At 56.6% G+C, this 16,864-nt stretch carries 14 protein-coding genes; 5 read left to right on the forward strand and 9 right to left on the reverse strand.

All coding sequences use genetic code 11. The features are described 5' to 3' along the window. Position 1 precedes the first annotated feature (1 nt). The 9 genes from G403_RS0105380 to G403_RS0105420 form a co-directional block, all read right to left on the reverse strand. Positions 2–3,508, reverse strand: a complete 3,507-nt coding sequence (locus G403_RS0105380) for an Eco57I restriction-modification methylase domain-containing protein (RefSeq protein WP_211232648.1) — start codon at positions 3,506–3,508, stop codon at positions 2–4. Between the two features lie 13 nt (positions 3,509–3,521). Beyond that, positions 3,522–6,986 (reverse strand): BREX system P-loop protein BrxC, encoded by a 3,465-nt coding sequence (gene brxC, locus G403_RS0105385; protein ID WP_027853089.1) that lies wholly within the window; start codon positions 6,984–6,986, stop codon positions 3,522–3,524. Between the two features lie 105 nt (positions 6,987–7,091). Continuing rightward, complete coding sequence (locus G403_RS0105390; RefSeq protein WP_027853090.1) at positions 7,092–7,637, reverse strand: BREX protein BrxB domain-containing protein; 546 nt, start codon at positions 7,635–7,637, stop codon at positions 7,092–7,094. A gap of 6 nt (positions 7,638–7,643) precedes the next feature. Beyond that, complete coding sequence (locus tag G403_RS0105395) at positions 7,644–8,423, reverse strand: hypothetical protein (protein WP_027853091.1); 780 nt, start codon at positions 8,421–8,423, stop codon at positions 7,644–7,646. Further along, positions 8,420–9,316: a helix-turn-helix transcriptional regulator gene (locus tag G403_RS22280; protein WP_051298573.1), complete on the reverse strand. Its 897-nt coding sequence runs from the start codon at positions 9,314–9,316 to the stop codon at positions 8,420–8,422. Before G403_RS22280 ends, G403_RS0105395 begins: the two co-directional genes overlap by 4 nt. 113 nt (positions 9,317–9,429) lie before the next feature. Continuing rightward, positions 9,430–10,323 carry a TIR domain-containing protein gene (locus G403_RS0105405; RefSeq protein ID WP_027853092.1) on the reverse strand — a complete coding sequence of 298 codons (894 nt, stop codon included), beginning with the start codon at positions 10,321–10,323 and terminating at the stop codon, positions 9,430–9,432. Further along, positions 10,323–10,685, reverse strand: a complete 363-nt coding sequence (locus G403_RS0105410; protein WP_245578207.1) for a hypothetical protein — start codon at positions 10,683–10,685, stop codon at positions 10,323–10,325. The genes G403_RS0105405 and G403_RS0105410 overlap by 1 nt, the downstream gene beginning before the upstream one ends. A 34-nt stretch (positions 10,686–10,719) precedes the next feature. Further along, positions 10,720–11,190 (reverse strand): SHOCT domain-containing protein, encoded by a 471-nt coding sequence (locus G403_RS0105415; protein ID WP_027853094.1) that lies wholly within the window; start codon positions 11,188–11,190, stop codon positions 10,720–10,722. A 68-nt stretch (positions 11,191–11,258) separates the two neighbouring features. Beyond that, positions 11,259–12,263 carry a helix-turn-helix transcriptional regulator gene (locus G403_RS0105420; protein ID WP_027853095.1) on the reverse strand — a complete coding sequence of 335 codons (1,005 nt, stop codon included), beginning with the start codon at positions 12,261–12,263 and terminating at the stop codon, positions 11,259–11,261. A 480-nt stretch (positions 12,264–12,743) separates the two neighbouring features. Between G403_RS0105420 and G403_RS0105425 the strand changes: the two genes are divergently transcribed. The 5 genes from G403_RS0105425 (at position 12,744) to radC (ending at position 16,803) form a co-directional block, all read left to right on the forward strand. Then, positions 12,744–13,076, forward strand: coding sequence for a hypothetical protein (locus G403_RS0105425; RefSeq protein ID WP_027853096.1), 333 nt, complete (start codon positions 12,744–12,746; stop codon positions 13,074–13,076). Between the two features lie 164 nt (positions 13,077–13,240). Continuing rightward, positions 13,241–14,320, forward strand: coding sequence for a YqaJ viral recombinase family nuclease (locus tag G403_RS0105430; protein WP_084403942.1), 1,080 nt, complete (start codon positions 13,241–13,243; stop codon positions 14,318–14,320). Positions 14,321–14,411: 91 nt separating this feature from the next. Continuing rightward, positions 14,412–15,380: a recombination directionality factor gene (locus G403_RS22285; RefSeq protein ID WP_051298574.1), complete on the forward strand. Its 969-nt coding sequence runs from the start codon at positions 14,412–14,414 to the stop codon at positions 15,378–15,380. 101 nt (positions 15,381–15,481) lie between these two features. Next, positions 15,482–16,294 carry a DUF932 domain-containing protein gene (locus G403_RS22290; RefSeq protein ID WP_051298576.1) on the forward strand — a complete coding sequence of 271 codons (813 nt, stop codon included), beginning with the start codon at positions 15,482–15,484 and terminating at the stop codon, positions 16,292–16,294. An 11-nt stretch (positions 16,295–16,305) separates the two neighbouring features. Continuing rightward, positions 16,306–16,803 (forward strand): RadC family protein, encoded by a 498-nt coding sequence (gene radC / locus G403_RS0105445; RefSeq protein WP_027853098.1) that lies wholly within the window; start codon positions 16,306–16,308, stop codon positions 16,801–16,803. The last annotated feature ends 61 nt before the right edge of the window (positions 16,804–16,864 follow it).

Consider the following 16,864-nt stretch of genomic DNA (forward strand, 5'->3'; position numbering starts at 1 on the left):
CTTAACTGTCCTTGTCACTGGCGGCACGCTTTTCAGCCAGGCTCAGATGATGCTCGTTGATGCGGTCGCCTTCTTTGCCGTCGTACTCCAGGCCCAGGTGGTACCAGGGGGCGGAGGGCACATCTTTGCCGCGGTCTTTGGTCCATTTGATACTGGTAGGTTTGGCACGCAGGATGCCCGCGCCTTTTTTGCCCAGGTCTTTGGCCAGCAGGAAGGGGCGGATATTGAGGCGCACGCCGTCGTTGAGGTCGGGGGTCCAGCCGATGGATTGTTCCGCCAGCGGTTTCCAGCGCACGAAGATATCGTAGGGCTTTTCGCCTTCGAGGATCTTTTCCAGCTCGGTTTTCAGGGTTTCCGCTGCGGCCAAGCGGATATCGGCACCGTCTTCGCCGTTGGCCACACCCGCTTGCTGGGTGCGGATCCAGTCGCCCAGGTAGGTGTAGACCAGGCGCTCCAGCCCGGCCTTGTCCAGCTGGTGGTAGTTGACCAGGGCGCTGAAGCCGTCTTTCAGGCCATCCCACACATGCCAGATAAAGGGGCGGTTCTGGAACAGCTTGCAGTGCTGCTCGAAAAACTTGTCACGCAACCAGAGGCTGAGGGATTTGCTGCCGACGGTGTCCAGCAGGCGGTTTTTCAGCGGCGTGGTCCACGCCGTGTCATAGGCGTCCTGCAACAGGGCTTCCAGACGCTGGTCGGCGGCCTGTTCACCGCGCACTGGTGGCAAGCAGACGATACCGTCATCATCTACATGGTCTGCCAAGTCCTGACAGCGCAGCACCCAGGCGCGTTGTTCTTCCGCCAGTTCCATATCCTTGTCGAGTTCAGCGGGCCAGCGGTAACCCAGCAGACGCGCCACCGCTACCTGCAACACGGTGTTATCAACCCGCAGCTCGCCCTTGGCGGTCCATTTGGTATCTTCGTCCCAGATTACCGAACCACAGGGATGACCGTGGAAGATCCATTGGGTGGGGTCGTTGCTGTAGGGCTGAGGTAATCCGTGTGGCAGAATTGCTTCAGATTTTTCTCTTAAAGCATCCATGTCGACACGAACCTTAGTGAAGGTCCCTGCCGTTACAGACATTTTTTTATCAAGTTTTTTCACTTCCTGCTGAAGCATACCTGACGTTGCAAAGTACCAGAGAGCTGCTAAATCCGACTCAGAATTGGGCTTCAAGATAGCAACATTGTCATCAAAGATTTCCCCTGTAAACGGAGTAAATCTGAAAGTACCTGCTTTCCCTATCGCTATTCCTTTCTTGCCATGTACTCTCTGCCCCCGAAAAGCAAATCCGCTTTCCGTTGACGGATCAAAATTCCCACCCCACAAAATTAGATCCTGCCGACCAGAAAATAGCTCATTATGCTCAGGACTATTCAGCCAGTACTTTTTCCCTGCTGTTATCGCATCAAACTCCCAGAACTTTCGTAGGTAGTTGAAGCCATCACCAGAAACACTTCCCTTACCGAAATCGGCATAGTCCGAAAGAGAGTTGCCGAAACTGGCATCAATCTCAAAAGAAATTCTGAAATCAGGGTTTTCCAGTTGTGTTTCTTGGATCGCAGAAGCAATCCCTTCACTTATCAAAGCACTATCTTTTTCCAAGGAGCCTTGGCTCCCACTTACATCAATTCCAAAGTGCCTTTGCTGGAACTCATTAAAGGTCAATTGCAGACATACGTTGACGACCTCGCCACCTATCTCTTCAAAAGCCCCCGGGCCTAAGCGAGCAATGAAGCCCAATCCCTTAGTACGAATGAATTTCTCTCGCAGGCGGTCATAATACTTGAGAAACAACCAGTACTGCTGAGTAACGACAGCGCAGCAACCGCCTGCACTCAGTAATTCATGACACCTCTCAGTAAATGTGGATTCCAACGCATACTTAGAATCTGGATAGTATTCCTCACAATATTCTTTCAGGGTCGCGCATTGATCACCGGCTTTGAGATATGGGACATTAGTTACAACTAATTGATACTTCCCTACCAGCAATTCCATCGCTTTGGAAACACCCTGCGCGACTATGCCAGCCTCCAAACGACTATTCAGCTCAGAACTACTAGCTACGGAAGCAGTTTGCTCTTGGGCTTTTTCCTGTGAGAGGGCTTCGCCCAACAGTTGTTGCAGTTCGCTCCACTGGGCGATCTGCGCGGCCTTGCTGCGGCGAGGGTTGATCAGGCTGCCTAACACGGGGGCATCTTTAAAGGTCTGGTACATCCAGTCCAGGGCGATAGTCAGGTTCTGCTTGCCCGCCTTGCGGCTCAGTTCCTTCCACTCCTCCTTGGCGGCGGTAATGGAGAGGCCACTACAGGCCAGATGCAGCTCCGGCAGGCTGCGATAGCCACCGGCATCCGGGAAGCGCCAGGCTTCCAGCGCCACGGCAAAGGCGGCCAGCTCGACACAACGCTGATCCAGCTCCAGCCCGTGCAAGTTTTCGCTCAGTACCCGGTCGATCGCCAGTTGCGCGGTGAGCTGTTCCAGTTCCATACGCATGGGTACTAGCATCAAAAATGCCGCCACCAGGAAATGACCAGAACCACAGCAGGGGTCGAGGGTTTTCAGCTCACTCAGTTGCTGCGGCCAGCTATCGAAAGTGCCGGAGGCAGGTTGCCAGGTTCCGGTATTTTCATCCTTAACGAAACGAAGATGGCTGAGCGACACACCGGGGATGGCGGCTTTGTCCCGCAGTTCCTGCTCGCTCTGGGCGTTTGAAAAATCCGCCTCAGACAGGCGCTGGCCCGCCCACCAGGCCCCCAAACTGTTATCCAGCAGAAAGCTGACCATATAGGGTTCGGTAAACAGCTGGGTGACCGGGGCCAGTTCATCGGCACCGATCTTCACCTCGGACTTGTTCACCTCCTCCTTGCGCTTGCTCTGCCAGAACTGGTACACCCAGCCCAGGCTGTCCTGGGCCTGGAAGGTCTCCGGGGCCAAGCCGGTGACCAATTTCTCCAGCGTGCGCTGATGCTCCGGTGCCAGCTCCAGCTCAAACACCGGGGAGTCGATCCGGAAGATCTGCGGCAGCATTTTCGAAGCCAGCACCCCAGCCAGCTCCCAGCCGGTGGTGCAGCGGGCTTCGAGCTCATCACGGGCGATATCCGGCTCCTGCACCAGTTCGTTACACTCGGCCAGGGTCAGTGGCGTGTGCTCGTCGTACATCAGCAGCTGGTTTTGCTCCAGAAAGCGGGCAAACAGCATCCGGTGCCAGTGTTCGTAGGCGACCTCGGCCACCAGCTTGCGGATGCTCTGCTGGCCGCTGGCCTGCTTGATATCCCCCAGCTGTCGGCCATGGGCACGCAGGCGGTTACGCAGATTACGCTGGGCATCGGTCAGGTAATCGGCGGGTTTGGCATCACCCACGCTCAGGCGGGTCAAAGCCTGAGTAGCAGCCTGTTCCGCCACCTCTCGGGCTTTGCCCACGGTGGTTTCCAGCGCTTTGCGCAGGGTGCGATCCAGTGGCTGACGCGCGTTGCTGGTGTTGTTGCTGGTGTTATTGATCATATTCATCAGAACGTCACCCTTAGAAAGTCACTGGGCCATCATTGAGTTTATCGAGTACCTGCTGTCTGACCTGCTCCAACCAGGCCTCCAGATCCGCTTCGGATTCAAAGGTGGTCCGTGGCAGGCTGATCCGTTGCAGCTTGGGCTGCAGCAGCTCCACCGCTTCCACGCGGGCGCTGTCGAACTTGCCGGTCAGGGAGTCGGTGCGTTCGCTCCACAACTCCAGGCTGACGTCGTTGAGGCTGTCGATCACCGCTTCGGCATCGTTGATTGCCGGTTCATCCAGCGTCAGCAGTTTGCGCTTGGCCAGAATCTGGTTCTGTTGCGGCTCATCCAGCTGCTGCCAGTGGCTGTCGGCCTGCAGTTGCGCCAGACACTCGGCATGGCGGTTCAGGTAGGCTTTAACATGGAACTGGATCGCTTCACGCAGCTTGGTCACCAGCTGCTGAATCAGGCCGGTCACCGGGTTGGGCTCGGCCAGCAGGGAGCGCTGGTCGATAATGGCCTCCACTTCGGTCTGAATGGGGCCGTGGAAAGCCAGACCTTTGCTCAGCGCCAGCAGCTCCTGCAGTTGCGTCCATTCCGGGCGGCGGGCCTCAATGCGCTGGGCGGTCTCGGCCCAGGCTTTGATCGCCTGTTTGATGGCGTCCTGCTCATCCAGGGCGTATTTCAGCTGGGTGTTGCCGGACTGACGCGCCAGCTCATCAAACAGCTTGGTATCCGGCTTGGCGGGCAGCGGTGCTTCGCCCCCGGCTTTCTGTGCCAGTTCACGGCCCTTTTCCGCCAGCAGCGGCAGCTTGGCCGCTTCTTCGCCGGGCTGGTTTTCAATACCGGAGGCGGTCAGCAGGCCACGGATCTTGATCAGATCCACCGGGCGGATGGTGATGCTTTCCGGCTTGAAGTTGGTTTGGGTGATCTGCTTGCGCTCCAGTTTGGTCACCGCCACCGGATTGCTGCGGGCATCTTCGGCCAGCAGAATGCCGCTGGCCAGCAGCACAAAGAGGGCACCGTCGATGGCATCCTGCGGCCAGCCATAAGGCGCAGCCAGGAAGTGCTCACGAATCTCGCTACCCTTTTTGGCGACCCCGATAAAGCGTTTAATGGCGGCACAAACCGGGTGTTTTTCCGGCTCGTCACTGTAGCCCACCGCTTCCAGAGCGTTCTGACCGCCTTCTTTACCGGCACGGTCGAACACCTTGCCCCAACCGGCATGGTCGGCCTGGTCAAAGTCACGGTAGAGGCGCACCAGAGAGGCGCGGGCAGCGGTTTCAATGCGCTCGGCAATGCTGTTGCCTTCCACTTCGTTACCACCGGCCTGCAACACCTGGACGCCATCGAAGATTTCGCGCAGCAGGGTTTTCACCTGCTTCTGGGCGTCGCGGTGGCGGGTTTCCATGGCGGTGCGAGCGTCTTTACCGGCATCGGTGTTGGGCATACCGCGCTTGTCGAGGGTGGTTTGCGCCGCGTGTTCGGTGACGATGGCATTGTTCAGCTCGGAGCGGTTACGGGCGGGAACATGAATGAAAATGGTCGGCTCACCGGGGTTACGGCTGCGGGCATCGGCCAGGAAGTGTTTTTCATCAACGCTCCAGCCATCCTGCACCCAGGCGTAAATTTTGTCGGCGGCATCGCGGGGCAGCTCGGGATCGAAACAGGCATGCACGGTGCGCGGCTCTTTGCAGTTACCCTGGGTCAGGCGCACCTGGGCGATCTGCTGGCGCAGTTCCTTGTGCAGCAGGTCAACACGGATATTTTCAATGCGCTGCTGGTTGCCGCGCAGGTCGGCTTCTTCCTGACGCAGGGTGTCGTACCACTGGGCACTTTCCTGGGTCTGCAGGCGGTACTCGGTACCCACGCTGGTTTCCATCGGCATGACCAGACCCTCGTCGGCCAGCGCCTGCAGCAGTTTGGGCACCCGGTTGCGGATCGCTTCCTTACCGCTGTTCAGATCATCGATCAGCAGGTCGGCCAGCATATCGGCGGTGGCGCGCACACCGCAGTCGGCGGTGGGGTCGGTCGGCAGCTTACCGATCAGCAGCACCAGCGCCAGAATACGGGATTTGAACTGCTCATCCTCATCACCGGCAGACAAACGGCCAATAGCCTCGGCGATCTCTTTGGAGATGACACCGGTCTGCTGCAGGTTGACGGTGATCTGGTTGTAGATAAAGTCCGCCGGTACCACATGGCCCAGCGGCTGATCGGCCGTGGCCTGGGCCGCTTCGTGGATCACTTTCAGCTGGTTACGCAGCTGGGAGGCGGTGCCGGTGGTATCGACAATACGCAGCACCTTTTCCCAGAAACGGCGGCGTACCGGCAGCAGCGGATAATCCGCCAGCATCACCTGCTCATCATCCTGATGGTGTTCGATCTTGGTGCCGCGCAGCTGGCGGGAGATCTCCCCCAGGTTGGTTTTGATCACCGCATCCAACTCGGATTGCGCCGAGGGCTTTTTCTGCAGGATCACCTTGCGGATCACCGATTCCACATCGGTATCGGAGAGCTGAATCGGGATCTGGAAACGGCCCAGCAGGCGCTGCAGGTTGGGCATACCGGAGAGAGCACTCTGACCGGTGGCGACAAACAGCAGCTTGTTCTCGAAGATGGAGTGCTTGCAGCAGGTTTCCACCACTTCCTGAACCTGGTGCGCCTTGTCGGTATCGTTACCGACGTACTGTTGTACCTCATCGAGTACCACAAGCGCCAGCGGGAACTGGCCATTCTGCGCCAGGGCATCATAGATGGCATCGACCATCTGCTGGTTGGTGACATCGTTGACCTGCGGGTACTGCATTTTAAGCAACTGGCGCATCTCTTTCACATCACTGGCCAGAGTATCGTCAGCCTGCATCAACGCGCGGGCGATACTGCGGGACACGTACAGATCTTCCAGTTCGTCTTCCCAGACATCGTCGTCGGCTTCGACCTGCGCCTTAACCTGCTCCAGGATGCCCTCTTTCTTCAGCCAGAGGACAAAGCGGGCCTGATGGTACTGCTCCGGCAGACCGGCAGACTTGAAGATGATATTCAGTAGCGCCAGACGCACGTTGTTGTTCGCACCCGCCCCCAGTGTACCGGACGCGGCATGCAGACCGCCGTGGCGGCTGGCAGCGATGCTCAGTTCTTTGAAGTGATCTTTGATCTCTTGCGGCAGGTCGGCAATATCGCGAGCGCTGACACCATCGCCAAACGGTTGGTTGGTCCAAAGCGCACGCAGCATTTTGGCAAGGTGGGATTTACCGGAGCCAAAGAAGCCTGAGATCCAGACGCCCGGCTGCTCATGGCCATCACCCAGATTGCGCAGGTAGGCCGACAGTATCTTGTCGAGACCGGCTTCATATTCGCCGTCACAGACAAAGGTTTGCAGCTCGTAGCGCAGGGTTTTGAGCGCCTGTGCTGATTGGTCGTCCTTTACTTCGGCGACACCGTTGTTTTCCAGCCGGTTTTGCTGGGGGTCCAGTTGGTAGATATCGCGGTTCAGCATCCTGTGCGTGCTCCCTTGTCGTGTAGCCATCTGTTCATACACGCCCGCCGGTGTCGCCGGGTGTGGTTCTGTTCTTTCAGTTGTTTGCAGTGCTGCTGTTTGATATCAGTTGTCAGCGGTAATCGCTGTCGCCTGGTAACCCCAGCCATCGCGGGCATCCAGCAGTCGGTAGCCGTTGTCGATGTACTCACCGGGAAAGAGCACCAGCAAGCGGCCCGGTACGTGAGCGGCCAGCTGTTTGACGAAATCCGACACTGAAGCGAAGCCAAACAGGGTGCCGCAGCCAACCAGAGTCACCAGGGTGTTTTCGTCTGCTTCGGCCTGAATTTGTTCGGCCAGCTTTTCCACCGACTGGCGCACAAAGGTTTTGTACTTGGGCTCCAGGTCTTCCGGGTCTTCAAAATAGTCTTCCCGATATTTCTGTGTCGCCATCCAGTTCGGAAACAGGCGGGTGATATCCAGCTGCAGCCAGGTATGCCCGGCACTTTCGGTGGCCAAACGGAACTCTTCCACCCGTGCCCGCAGTTTGAGTTCATCTTCCTTGTGGTAGACGGCAAACAACACCCTCTGCTCATCGGCGAGTCCCGTCATCCAGGGGATGCTGATATAGCTGGCGTAGCTTTTGATCAGGCGGTTCAGTCGGTTACTCATGCTCTATTACTCATACAGCCAAGCCTCTTCTTCCTTGGTTAGGCAATCGGGAAAGGTGATTTCAACCACTTCGCTGGAGTGCTTGAAGCGCAACAAACCGCTATGACTGGCCGAGCGAGCTAGCTCCAGCAAACGCTCGGTGCGACACCCCAGAACACGGGTCCACTCGGTATTGAACAAGCGGTTGCCGGTTAGCCCCTGCAGGTAACCCAGGAACAGTGCAAACGTGACGTTCACCGGGCGAATGTCTGGCTCAATGCGATGCTTTTTGGTTCGGCCCTGCAAGAAGCCAGCGTTGGTCCAGGTACCGTTGACGTTCTGGGCGATGGATTTAAGTGTGGCGGGGCTATAGCGATCTGGATAGCTATCCGCGAAGAACTGTTCCATCTCTTCACGCGGCAACCACTGCCCGAGCTCAAGCTCCAATATTTTCTTGATTGAGGCTCGTAGCAACGGATCTCGCGCCAGCCCCATCTGACAGGCAAGCAATGCTCTCCCCTGCTCATCAGACTCCCAGAGGCGCCGAAAGACACGGAATAGAGGAATAGCAGTATTCATCCCGTACAGATCAACCAAATGCCGCCATGTTAGCTTGCGGGCTTTCTCAGTCGGCTTATGAAGGATGTTAAAGAGTTCCACATCCTCCTGATACTGTTCAGCGGTTGCCTCCACACCCCGGCCATAGAAAAGCTCGGTTATCTCGGCCAACATCATAGTGCGGCTGGAATGGGCGCCATTTCGGCCGAACTTGAAACCGAATTTTTGTTGAGATTCGGTCGAGGTCATTGCTTATTTATCTCCTGCGAAAAGCCGGGGGCGATAGAAAGATTAGCCTGCTGAGCGACTGCCGTGGGATTCATCAATGCTAGTTGGTACTCGTTGGGCGACAGCTCTGCGCTCAGGCTGCAATCGACCCCCCAACGGCGCAGAAGGTATCCGGCTGTGGCAGCTCTTAGGTTCATCCTCAGGGTATCACCCGATGCCAATCCGTAATCCAGCTCGATCGCACGTTTGTATTTAGCAGCAGGATGCGGCGCCAGCTCCACCGGCACTCTCCGATTCCACTCATCATCTTGTTCGATACTCTCTACCGCTAGCTCAATGGCGGTGTTCGAAACTTCCGCCTGGGTAATGCGTGTCAGCACAAAATCACGGAACTGAGTATGAGTGCGGCAGTAGGCACGCACATGCCAACGCAGGCCGGAATTAACAAGGCTGTGGGGGACAATCTCACGTTCGGATTCCCCGCTGCTCACCGAGACATAACGGATTCTTACCGCCATGGCGGCATAAACGGCGCACGAAAGCACCGAAAGAATATCGAGGTTGGGTTGGTTAAGGATCGGAGCCGCATCAACTAGGATCGGCTGTTCGCAAGACTCCAGCCCAGTCGCCTGGCCCAGGGTAAGCGTCTGCAAAGTGTGCTCACGGTCGTAGGTAAACAACGGCTGAAACCGCTGGGACCTGCGGTAAACCTTGGCTTGATGATCGTAATCCAGGTTATCCGGTGCCAACTCGCGGTAAAGGGTGAAATCACGGGTAGCATTGGACAGCGCAATACCAAACCGCCTCGCTAGATCCTGTCGTGTCACCTGGCCGCGAAAACGGGCCAGAAAGTCGATCTGCCAGAGACGTTCGCGCTGGTTTGTTGAGGCGGTATTGGCGGCCATCATTGGCATTGGCGCTATCCTTAGATTTGTGGCGTCATCGATCAATAGTCATAAAAATGATGATAACAGCCTCTGAACCGGCAGGCTAACTGACTATACGCTCACAATACCCCAAACAGAGATCAGCGCATCACCCTATTCCAATCGATACTGTAACCGGCCGCACTCAACTCCCGAGCAAGAGCTTGCTTCCAAGCGCCAGCTACATCCATCACTTCCCAAACCACTCCGGCAAAATCGCTGGGAATTTCCAGGTCCCCCCGTTTCAGCGCACAAACTCGTTCACGCTTTAACCTGCCAATGAAATACCCAAGTTCCAGCAGCACATTTTGCCGTGGACGGGTCTGCCAATCCCCACCCTTTACTCGCCCCTCATCATCAGGAGTAAGGAGCACCACAGCAAAGCCAACATCGCCATGTTTTTCCACCTTTTCAATGACGGTTCTTCCCTGGTTAGCCTGCTCATGAAGAATAATCGGCTCGAAGTCGATTCTCTCTAGAAAACGGGCCACCATCTCGCGTGCACCCTCATCATGTCCATGTACGATGAATACCTTACGTGACAGGGAGTTGTTCAGTACTACCTCCGTCTCTCCCTTGGCCTGAATGTGTTTTTTATAGTCACGAATGAAGGGGATGATAAGCTGCCCAGTCAGGGAGTGTATTCCCGAAATTATTTTATTACCTGAGTAATAAAAATCATGAGCAAAGTTCACTGCATAGTCCGGATCTGCCCCTAGTTTTTGTATCAGTAACAACGTCAGTCCCAAGCAATCTTCGTTGCTATCAGGCCATTGAAGACGTTTACTACCGACCATACTGCCGCCAGTCTGATTGCTCTCTGCAAGGAATGCTTCCAGATCCACGCCCCTAGTTAGGTCTGAGTTATACATTCGCAAATCGGGGTGATCTAACAGGCTAGCAAGCTGTTTTAGTGGACGTTCATAGGTCTGTAGTTGAGAGCCCTGAAGATCTAGCACCGCATGATTGATTTCTTGAAAGAGGTCTTGTGCCATTACTCACCTCCATCAGATGCTAGTCGGGCCCGACCAGCCTGCTGGATAATTTGCTCACGCAAACCCTCTTTCGTTTGCTCTACCAAGGATTGAACAACCTCGTTAGAAGAGTAGCCCTCGGTTTTCTCATCCACCATTCGATACATATCCTGAATCGCAGCCTCAATACTCACGGGATCATCAGGATCAAAGCTGATCTCTCCCAGAGCGCCCTCCAGCTCTGATAGGGCCAGCTGTACTTCGCTAAGAACTTTATCTAATTCGTCAAATCCGTTGCTACCCACTGTCGCGTCCCCCTCTATTTTGTCAAGCTTGAGATTACGTAGGCTGGCCGTTGCGGCCACAGACAACGACCTACTCACAACCAGCTAATCCATAGCGTCTTCCGCATTGGCATTACAACCCCAACACCTTGCGCTTGGCCGCACTGTATTCGTCATCACTGAGCATGCCCGACTCATGAAGACGTGTCAGCTCAGCCAGTTTGTCGGTCAGCTCGGTAACAGCTGCATCTTTTTGAGCCACACTCATACCACCGCACCCCTTCTCTCTCTTGATGGTTTGCAGACGACCGATTCGGCTATCTGCCGCTTCCAGTGCCGCTTTGTAGTTGCCGTGTTTGGCGATCAGATTGAACGGGAACCAGAGGACGCCATCAACAACATCGGCCCCGCTGATGTCTTCCTTATCTTCGTTCACCCCATCGATCACCACCTGAGCACGAACTATTTCATCGTCAATCTGACGACAGCTCAGTCCTTCGTCTCCAGCCTGGTTAGCACTGAGAACATCGTGATTGGCACTGCCAGCACAACCGGCCAGAAGTGCAGTGGAAACGGTGAGGGATAGCATCATTGCCTTGTTCATGCCTAAGCTCCTTTGCGTTAATTCAGCTCGGAGCACTGTATAAGCACGAAGCGACAGATCACGTCGCGTTAGTCTGAAAGACCCAGTATCTCCCGCGCCTGACGGTGGATCGCTTCTCGCCAGTTTAAAGGCTCAAGTACATCAATGGCGGAACCAAAGCCCTGCAGCCACCACTGAGTTTGCTGGTCGTTTGGTACTTCAGCGGTTAGTAGCATCCACCCATCGCTGCTGGTACTTTCTAGTGTCTGCATCTCACTCACGGGGGTTTCTGAGAGCAGCCAGGCCACATCCGATCGGACTCGGGCCTTGAGCCTCACCCAGCCTTCCGATTCGGGATAGCCAAAAGCGCCCTGAGCCACATACTGATCGACACAGAAATCGGGCTGGGGCCGGAAGGCTTTATCGCTTTGGCGGATCGTCTGAATACGATGCAGGGCAAACTGCCGGATATCCTCGTAGTCGTTCACCGTCGCTAGCAGGTAAGTCACGCTGTGCTTGGCGACCAGGCCCATCGGGTGGAGAGTGAAGGTTTTAATGCTGTTTTTGGTGCGGCTTAGGTACTCGACATCCACCGCATAACCATTCAGTAACCCATCAGTTACCAATGGCCAGACATCGGGTTGTAGTGGCGCTGGAATCAGCGCTTTACCATTCGGGATCGCTTTGACGTATTCGGTCCAATGAGCAAAGCCATTACGCTCCAGCCCATCCAGATATTTACGTGCATTTTGGAACTGGCTGCCCAGTTGGTCCACCGCAATTTGCGGCAATAGACCGGTGAGATATTCTTGAGCCAGTACTAATGTCAATGCGGTGGGCGTATCCATGGCAGGCAGAGAACTTTTGAAATCAGGGTCGAACGCCCAACGAAAAGGTCTTCGCTCACGGTCGCAGATCAACGGAAAATGCGCTGACATTTTCTCCAGGTCGCGCTGAATAGAGCGTATATCTACCTTGAAGCCACGTTCCTCCAGTAACGTCTGCAACGTCGTTGTTGCTCGATAGCCCGGAGAGCGCGGGATAAGCTGCAGCATAGCCAAGTACCGGAATAGCGTATCCTGTCGCGTGCTCATGCCGACCTCCTCTGTCTAGCTCGCGTTTACGGTGATCAATCGTAGCGACAACGCATTCCGGTTGTCAGCCCCAGATTGGTTCGATGAAACTCGGGAGTGCCTCCATTGAGATGACATTCTCGGCGGAAGCTACGCTCTTCCCTCCACGTGTAACAGCCACTCAAAAACACCACAATCAATATCAGTAAAAAAACGGATCTAAGACCAGAAAACGGCGAGCATCTCCGAAGACCTGAAGGCGTGTTGGCCGGTCCTAAAGTCTGTATGTTGCGAAAATTCATGGTGCCCCTCCTTCGGATCAGTTCTACCCAAAGCATGAAGCATTCAGACGACAAGTTATGTCGCCAACTTTCATCCTCCCCGACTGTCACCCCCTCTCGAGAAATTTCTAACTCTAATCAAAATAATTTCAGCCCTGTATTACCCCACTGAAGCAGCCCCTTAGCTGCCTCATTCCCTTATCGATACAGGAGTTTGATCATGTCTATTTACTGTCCTGTCTGTGAGTCCCATCAGGTGATTACCCGTAACGTCGGACGCAAGGTCGGCGGTACAGCCGGAGCTATAGCCGGTACGGCAACCGGAGCGGCCGGTGCCTTAAGCGGCGCCCAGGCCGGTGCCGCTGTTGGATCGGTAGCGGGTCCAGTGGGCGTTGCCATCGGCACACTGGCCGGTGCCCTCTTCGGTGGGCTGGTTGGCGGTACGGCCGGTGGCGTTGCCGGGGCCAAGCTCGGTGAAGAGTTTGATAACGAGGTGCTCGATAACTACGAGTGCACCGACTGTGGCCACTGCTTTCATGCTAGCGCCGACTGATACCAACTCGCTCTAGCTCAACAACATCGCCGACCACAGTGTCAGCGCACTTCTTTCTTTCAATTTCTTTTTCACTCTGACGACAGCAACCCGGATCTGGGATCACTGCGTGGGCCGCCGTTCGGCCTGCGTTGTATACAGCTGTCTGTCATCGGGAGGTTTATATGTCTCAGTCTCTATCCAAAACCCCGGGCTCCCCGGTGGTGCCTCTGCATAAAAACCCAGCATTCAGCGCTTCACAGTCGAGTGCCGGTACCCGGCGTCACGGCCAGGCGCACCGATTGATTGATACCCGTCCGCTGGACCGCTCAGAGTGGTTAAGGGTGCGCCAGTCTGGTATCGGCGCGTCCGATGCTGCAGCTGCGGTAGGCCTCAATCCCTATCAGTCCAAGCTCGCGCTCTGGATGGATAAAACCGGGCGTGACCCTGGGGATGAGCCTGTGTTGGACGGTACGGTGGACAGCCCCGTGTATTGGGGCAATGTACTGGAACCTATCGTTGCCGAGCACTACGCCAAACGCACCGGTTTTAAAGTGCGGCGCGTCAATGCGGTCCTGCAGCATCCGGATCGTCCCTGGATGCTGGCTAACCTGGATCGACAGGTGGTGGGCTCCGATGAGGTTCAGATCCTGGAGTGTAAAACGGCGGGCCTGAACGGCGCCAAACTCTGGCGTGATGGCGTCCCCCATTACGTGCAGTTACAGGTGATGCATCAGCTGGCGGTCACCGGACAACAGGCCGCTGATGTGGCCGTGCTGATCGCTGGTCAAGAACTGCGGATCTATCGCCTGGAGCGGGATGAGGCGCTGATCAAACGACTGATCCACCTTGAGCATCAATTCTGGGCGTTGGTGGAGTCGGATACGCCTCCGGACGCCGATGGCAGTGACTCTGCTGATCGCGCACTGCGCCAGCTCTATCCTCATGACAACCATGAGGTAGTGGACTTCACCGACGATCTACCGCTGGCTCGATCCTTTGCACAGCTGCAACAGCTGCGCACCGAACTGGAGGCCGGTCATAAAGAGGAAGCTCGGCTCAAGCAGCGACTCCAGCAAGCGATGAAGGAAGCCAGCGAAGCGCTGTTTCCTACCGGGCGGATTACCTGGAAGCGCAGTGCCGATCGCCGCAGTGTCGATCTGGAGAGGCTCAAATCCGAGCACCCGGACTGGGTTGAACAGTACCAGCGTGTTCAACCGGGTAGTCGGCGCTTTCTGCTCCATGCTCAGTCGACGGGATCCTGACTCCCCCCTCTCTCGTCACGTCACTTTTTAAACTCATAACAGCGCTGATCCCAACAAGGGGTCGGCGCTTTTTTATGTCTGGAGGTTCACCATGCTGAAAGGCTTTGTTATCACGCCCCCGGTGTTGGGGCGCATCTCCATCGGCAAGGTGGTCGAGCGCGATGGCAAGCGTCTGCCACAGAAGGATGATCAGTTCACGATCACCACCCAGCTCCAGTCCCGGGAGGGCTGGCTACTGCATCCACTGGATAAACAACTGCGGGAGGAGCAATCGGACAAGTTACGACGGATCCCGGTGCAGTTGCCGTTTAACGATCCGGCACTCAATCTCCGGGTGGAGTATGCGCTCTTTGATCGAGAGACAGCCCGTCCCCTTTGCGTGGGCGATGGCGAACAGTGTCGGCGCCGTACTCAGGAGGGCATGGCCACCCTGCCCTGTCCGGGGCCCGATAGCTGCGAGTTGGCTCAGGGCGGGCACTGTAAGCCCTTTGCCCGGCTCAATGTGGTGATTGGGGAGGCCGATCCCATCGGGACCTTTATCTACCGCACCACCGGGTTCAACAGTATCCGGACCCTGGCGGCTCGCCTGGCCTATTTGAGTGCACTATCAAACGGGCTGCTGGCCTGCCTGCCACTGGAGTTACGGTTGCGCGGCAAGTCGACGCGTCAGAGCCATGGCACACCGATCTACTTTGTGGACCTGACGCTGCGTGACGGCCTCTCGCTGGAAGAGGCCTTGAACGCAGCTCAAACCTTGGCAGAGAAACGCCAATCCGCAGGTTTCGATCAGGCCGCCCTGGATGAAGCAGCCCGAGTCGGATTCAGCCAGGGAGCTTTTGAGGAGCAGGAAGAGGATCTGCCGTCGGTGCTGGAGGAGTTTTATCCAACGGCTTCCACGGAGGCCGAGCCGGTACCGGACTTCACCCATCCGTCCGAGGCGCAACAGCCCGACACACTATCCACTCTGCGACCGGCGAAACCGGCACAACCGATCACGCCACGAGCCACTCGCACCACGCGATCAACCTCAGCCGCTACTCGACCCGCTTCACGCCACTGACACCGGCGCTCACGCATTTTCTAACCCGCCCCAATACGCGCATCACTGTCTGAGAGAACGGACAGGGCGTTGTTGTGGGTAACATTCAGGAGTACACAACCATGACGACTTATCTCAACCACGATCAACTCTTCCGTGAAGCCCCTGCTATCTTCGCCCGCACACCGGATAGCGCTGTATCCCAACGCTATGGATTTGTCCCAACGATCCAGGTCATCGATGCCCTGGAAGCGGAAGGCTGGTATCCCGTGCGGGCACAACAGACCCGGACACGCCAACCAGAGCGTCAGTCAGTCGCCCGCCACCTGATTCGTTTCCGGCAGGATCCCCAACGCCAGATACAGGTCGGTGACAGCGTCGCTGAACTGGTCCTGACCAACAGCCACGACCGCTCAGCCGCCTACCAGTTAGACCTGGGTCTTTTCCGGCTGGTCTGTAGCAACGGCATGGTCACCCCGGTGGGTGACCTGGGTGGCATCCGTGTTCGCCATGGCCGTCAGGTGGTGGACCAGATCCTGGAAGGTTCTGTGGCCTTGGTTGACCAGGCACCTCAAGTCGCGAATACCGTGGAGCGTTTTCGAGCCACCCAGCTGGAGCGAGACGAAGCCCTGCTGTTCGCTCAAGGCGCGCTCTATCAGCGTTATGGCCAAGACTGGGAGCAACTGAGTCCCGTGTCCATCGACTCGATCCTGGCCGCGCGTCGCCCCGAAGATCAGCAACGCGATCTCTGGCACGTGTTCAACCGGATACAGGAGAACCTGCTCAAGGGCGGCATCCCTGGACGAGCCGCCAGTGGCCGTCGTGTGCGTACCCGGGCGATCCGATCCGTTCAGGAGGATGTGCGACTCAACCGAGCGCTATGGCAACTGGCTGAACAGTTCGCTACCAATCCACATTCACTCATCGCAGCCTAGGAGGACCACCTATGGCACTGGCACGTTTAATCGCCGGTGAGGAACCGGGTACCTACGTGGTACCCGATGCCGTCACTGAAGCGGAACTGCTCGACCTGGCCAAGAAGCTCGCTCGGCGCCGACTGGCACGCGGTCGACCACTCAGTAACCCCGAGGAAGTACGCCGTGCTCTTCAAACTCTATTGCTGGATTACCAGCATGAGGTGTTCGGCCTCCTGCTGCTCGACAACCGCCACCGGATCCTGCGATTCATGGAGCTGTTCCGGGGCACCATCAACAGCGCCAGCATCTATCCACGGGAGGTGGTTAAAGAGACCCTGCTGGCCAATGCCGCCGCCGTCATTCTGGTTCACAATCACCCCTCCGGTGAGACGGAACCCAGCCAGGCGGATAAATTGATAACCCAGCGTCTCAGCCATGCGCTGAACACGGTGGAGGTGCGGGTGATCGATCACGTCGTGGTCGGCAGCGAGGGGTATACGTCCTTCGCGGAACAAGGGCTGATTTGAGTCAGCAACACGCGCTATCCAGATGGTTCGACGGTAAACAAGGCGGCTCTTCGGGGCCGCC

This window comes from Marinobacterium litorale DSM 23545 (assembly GCF_000428985.1).
Taxonomy (GTDB): domain Bacteria; phylum Pseudomonadota; class Gammaproteobacteria; order Pseudomonadales; family Balneatricaceae; genus Marinobacterium_D; species Marinobacterium_D litorale.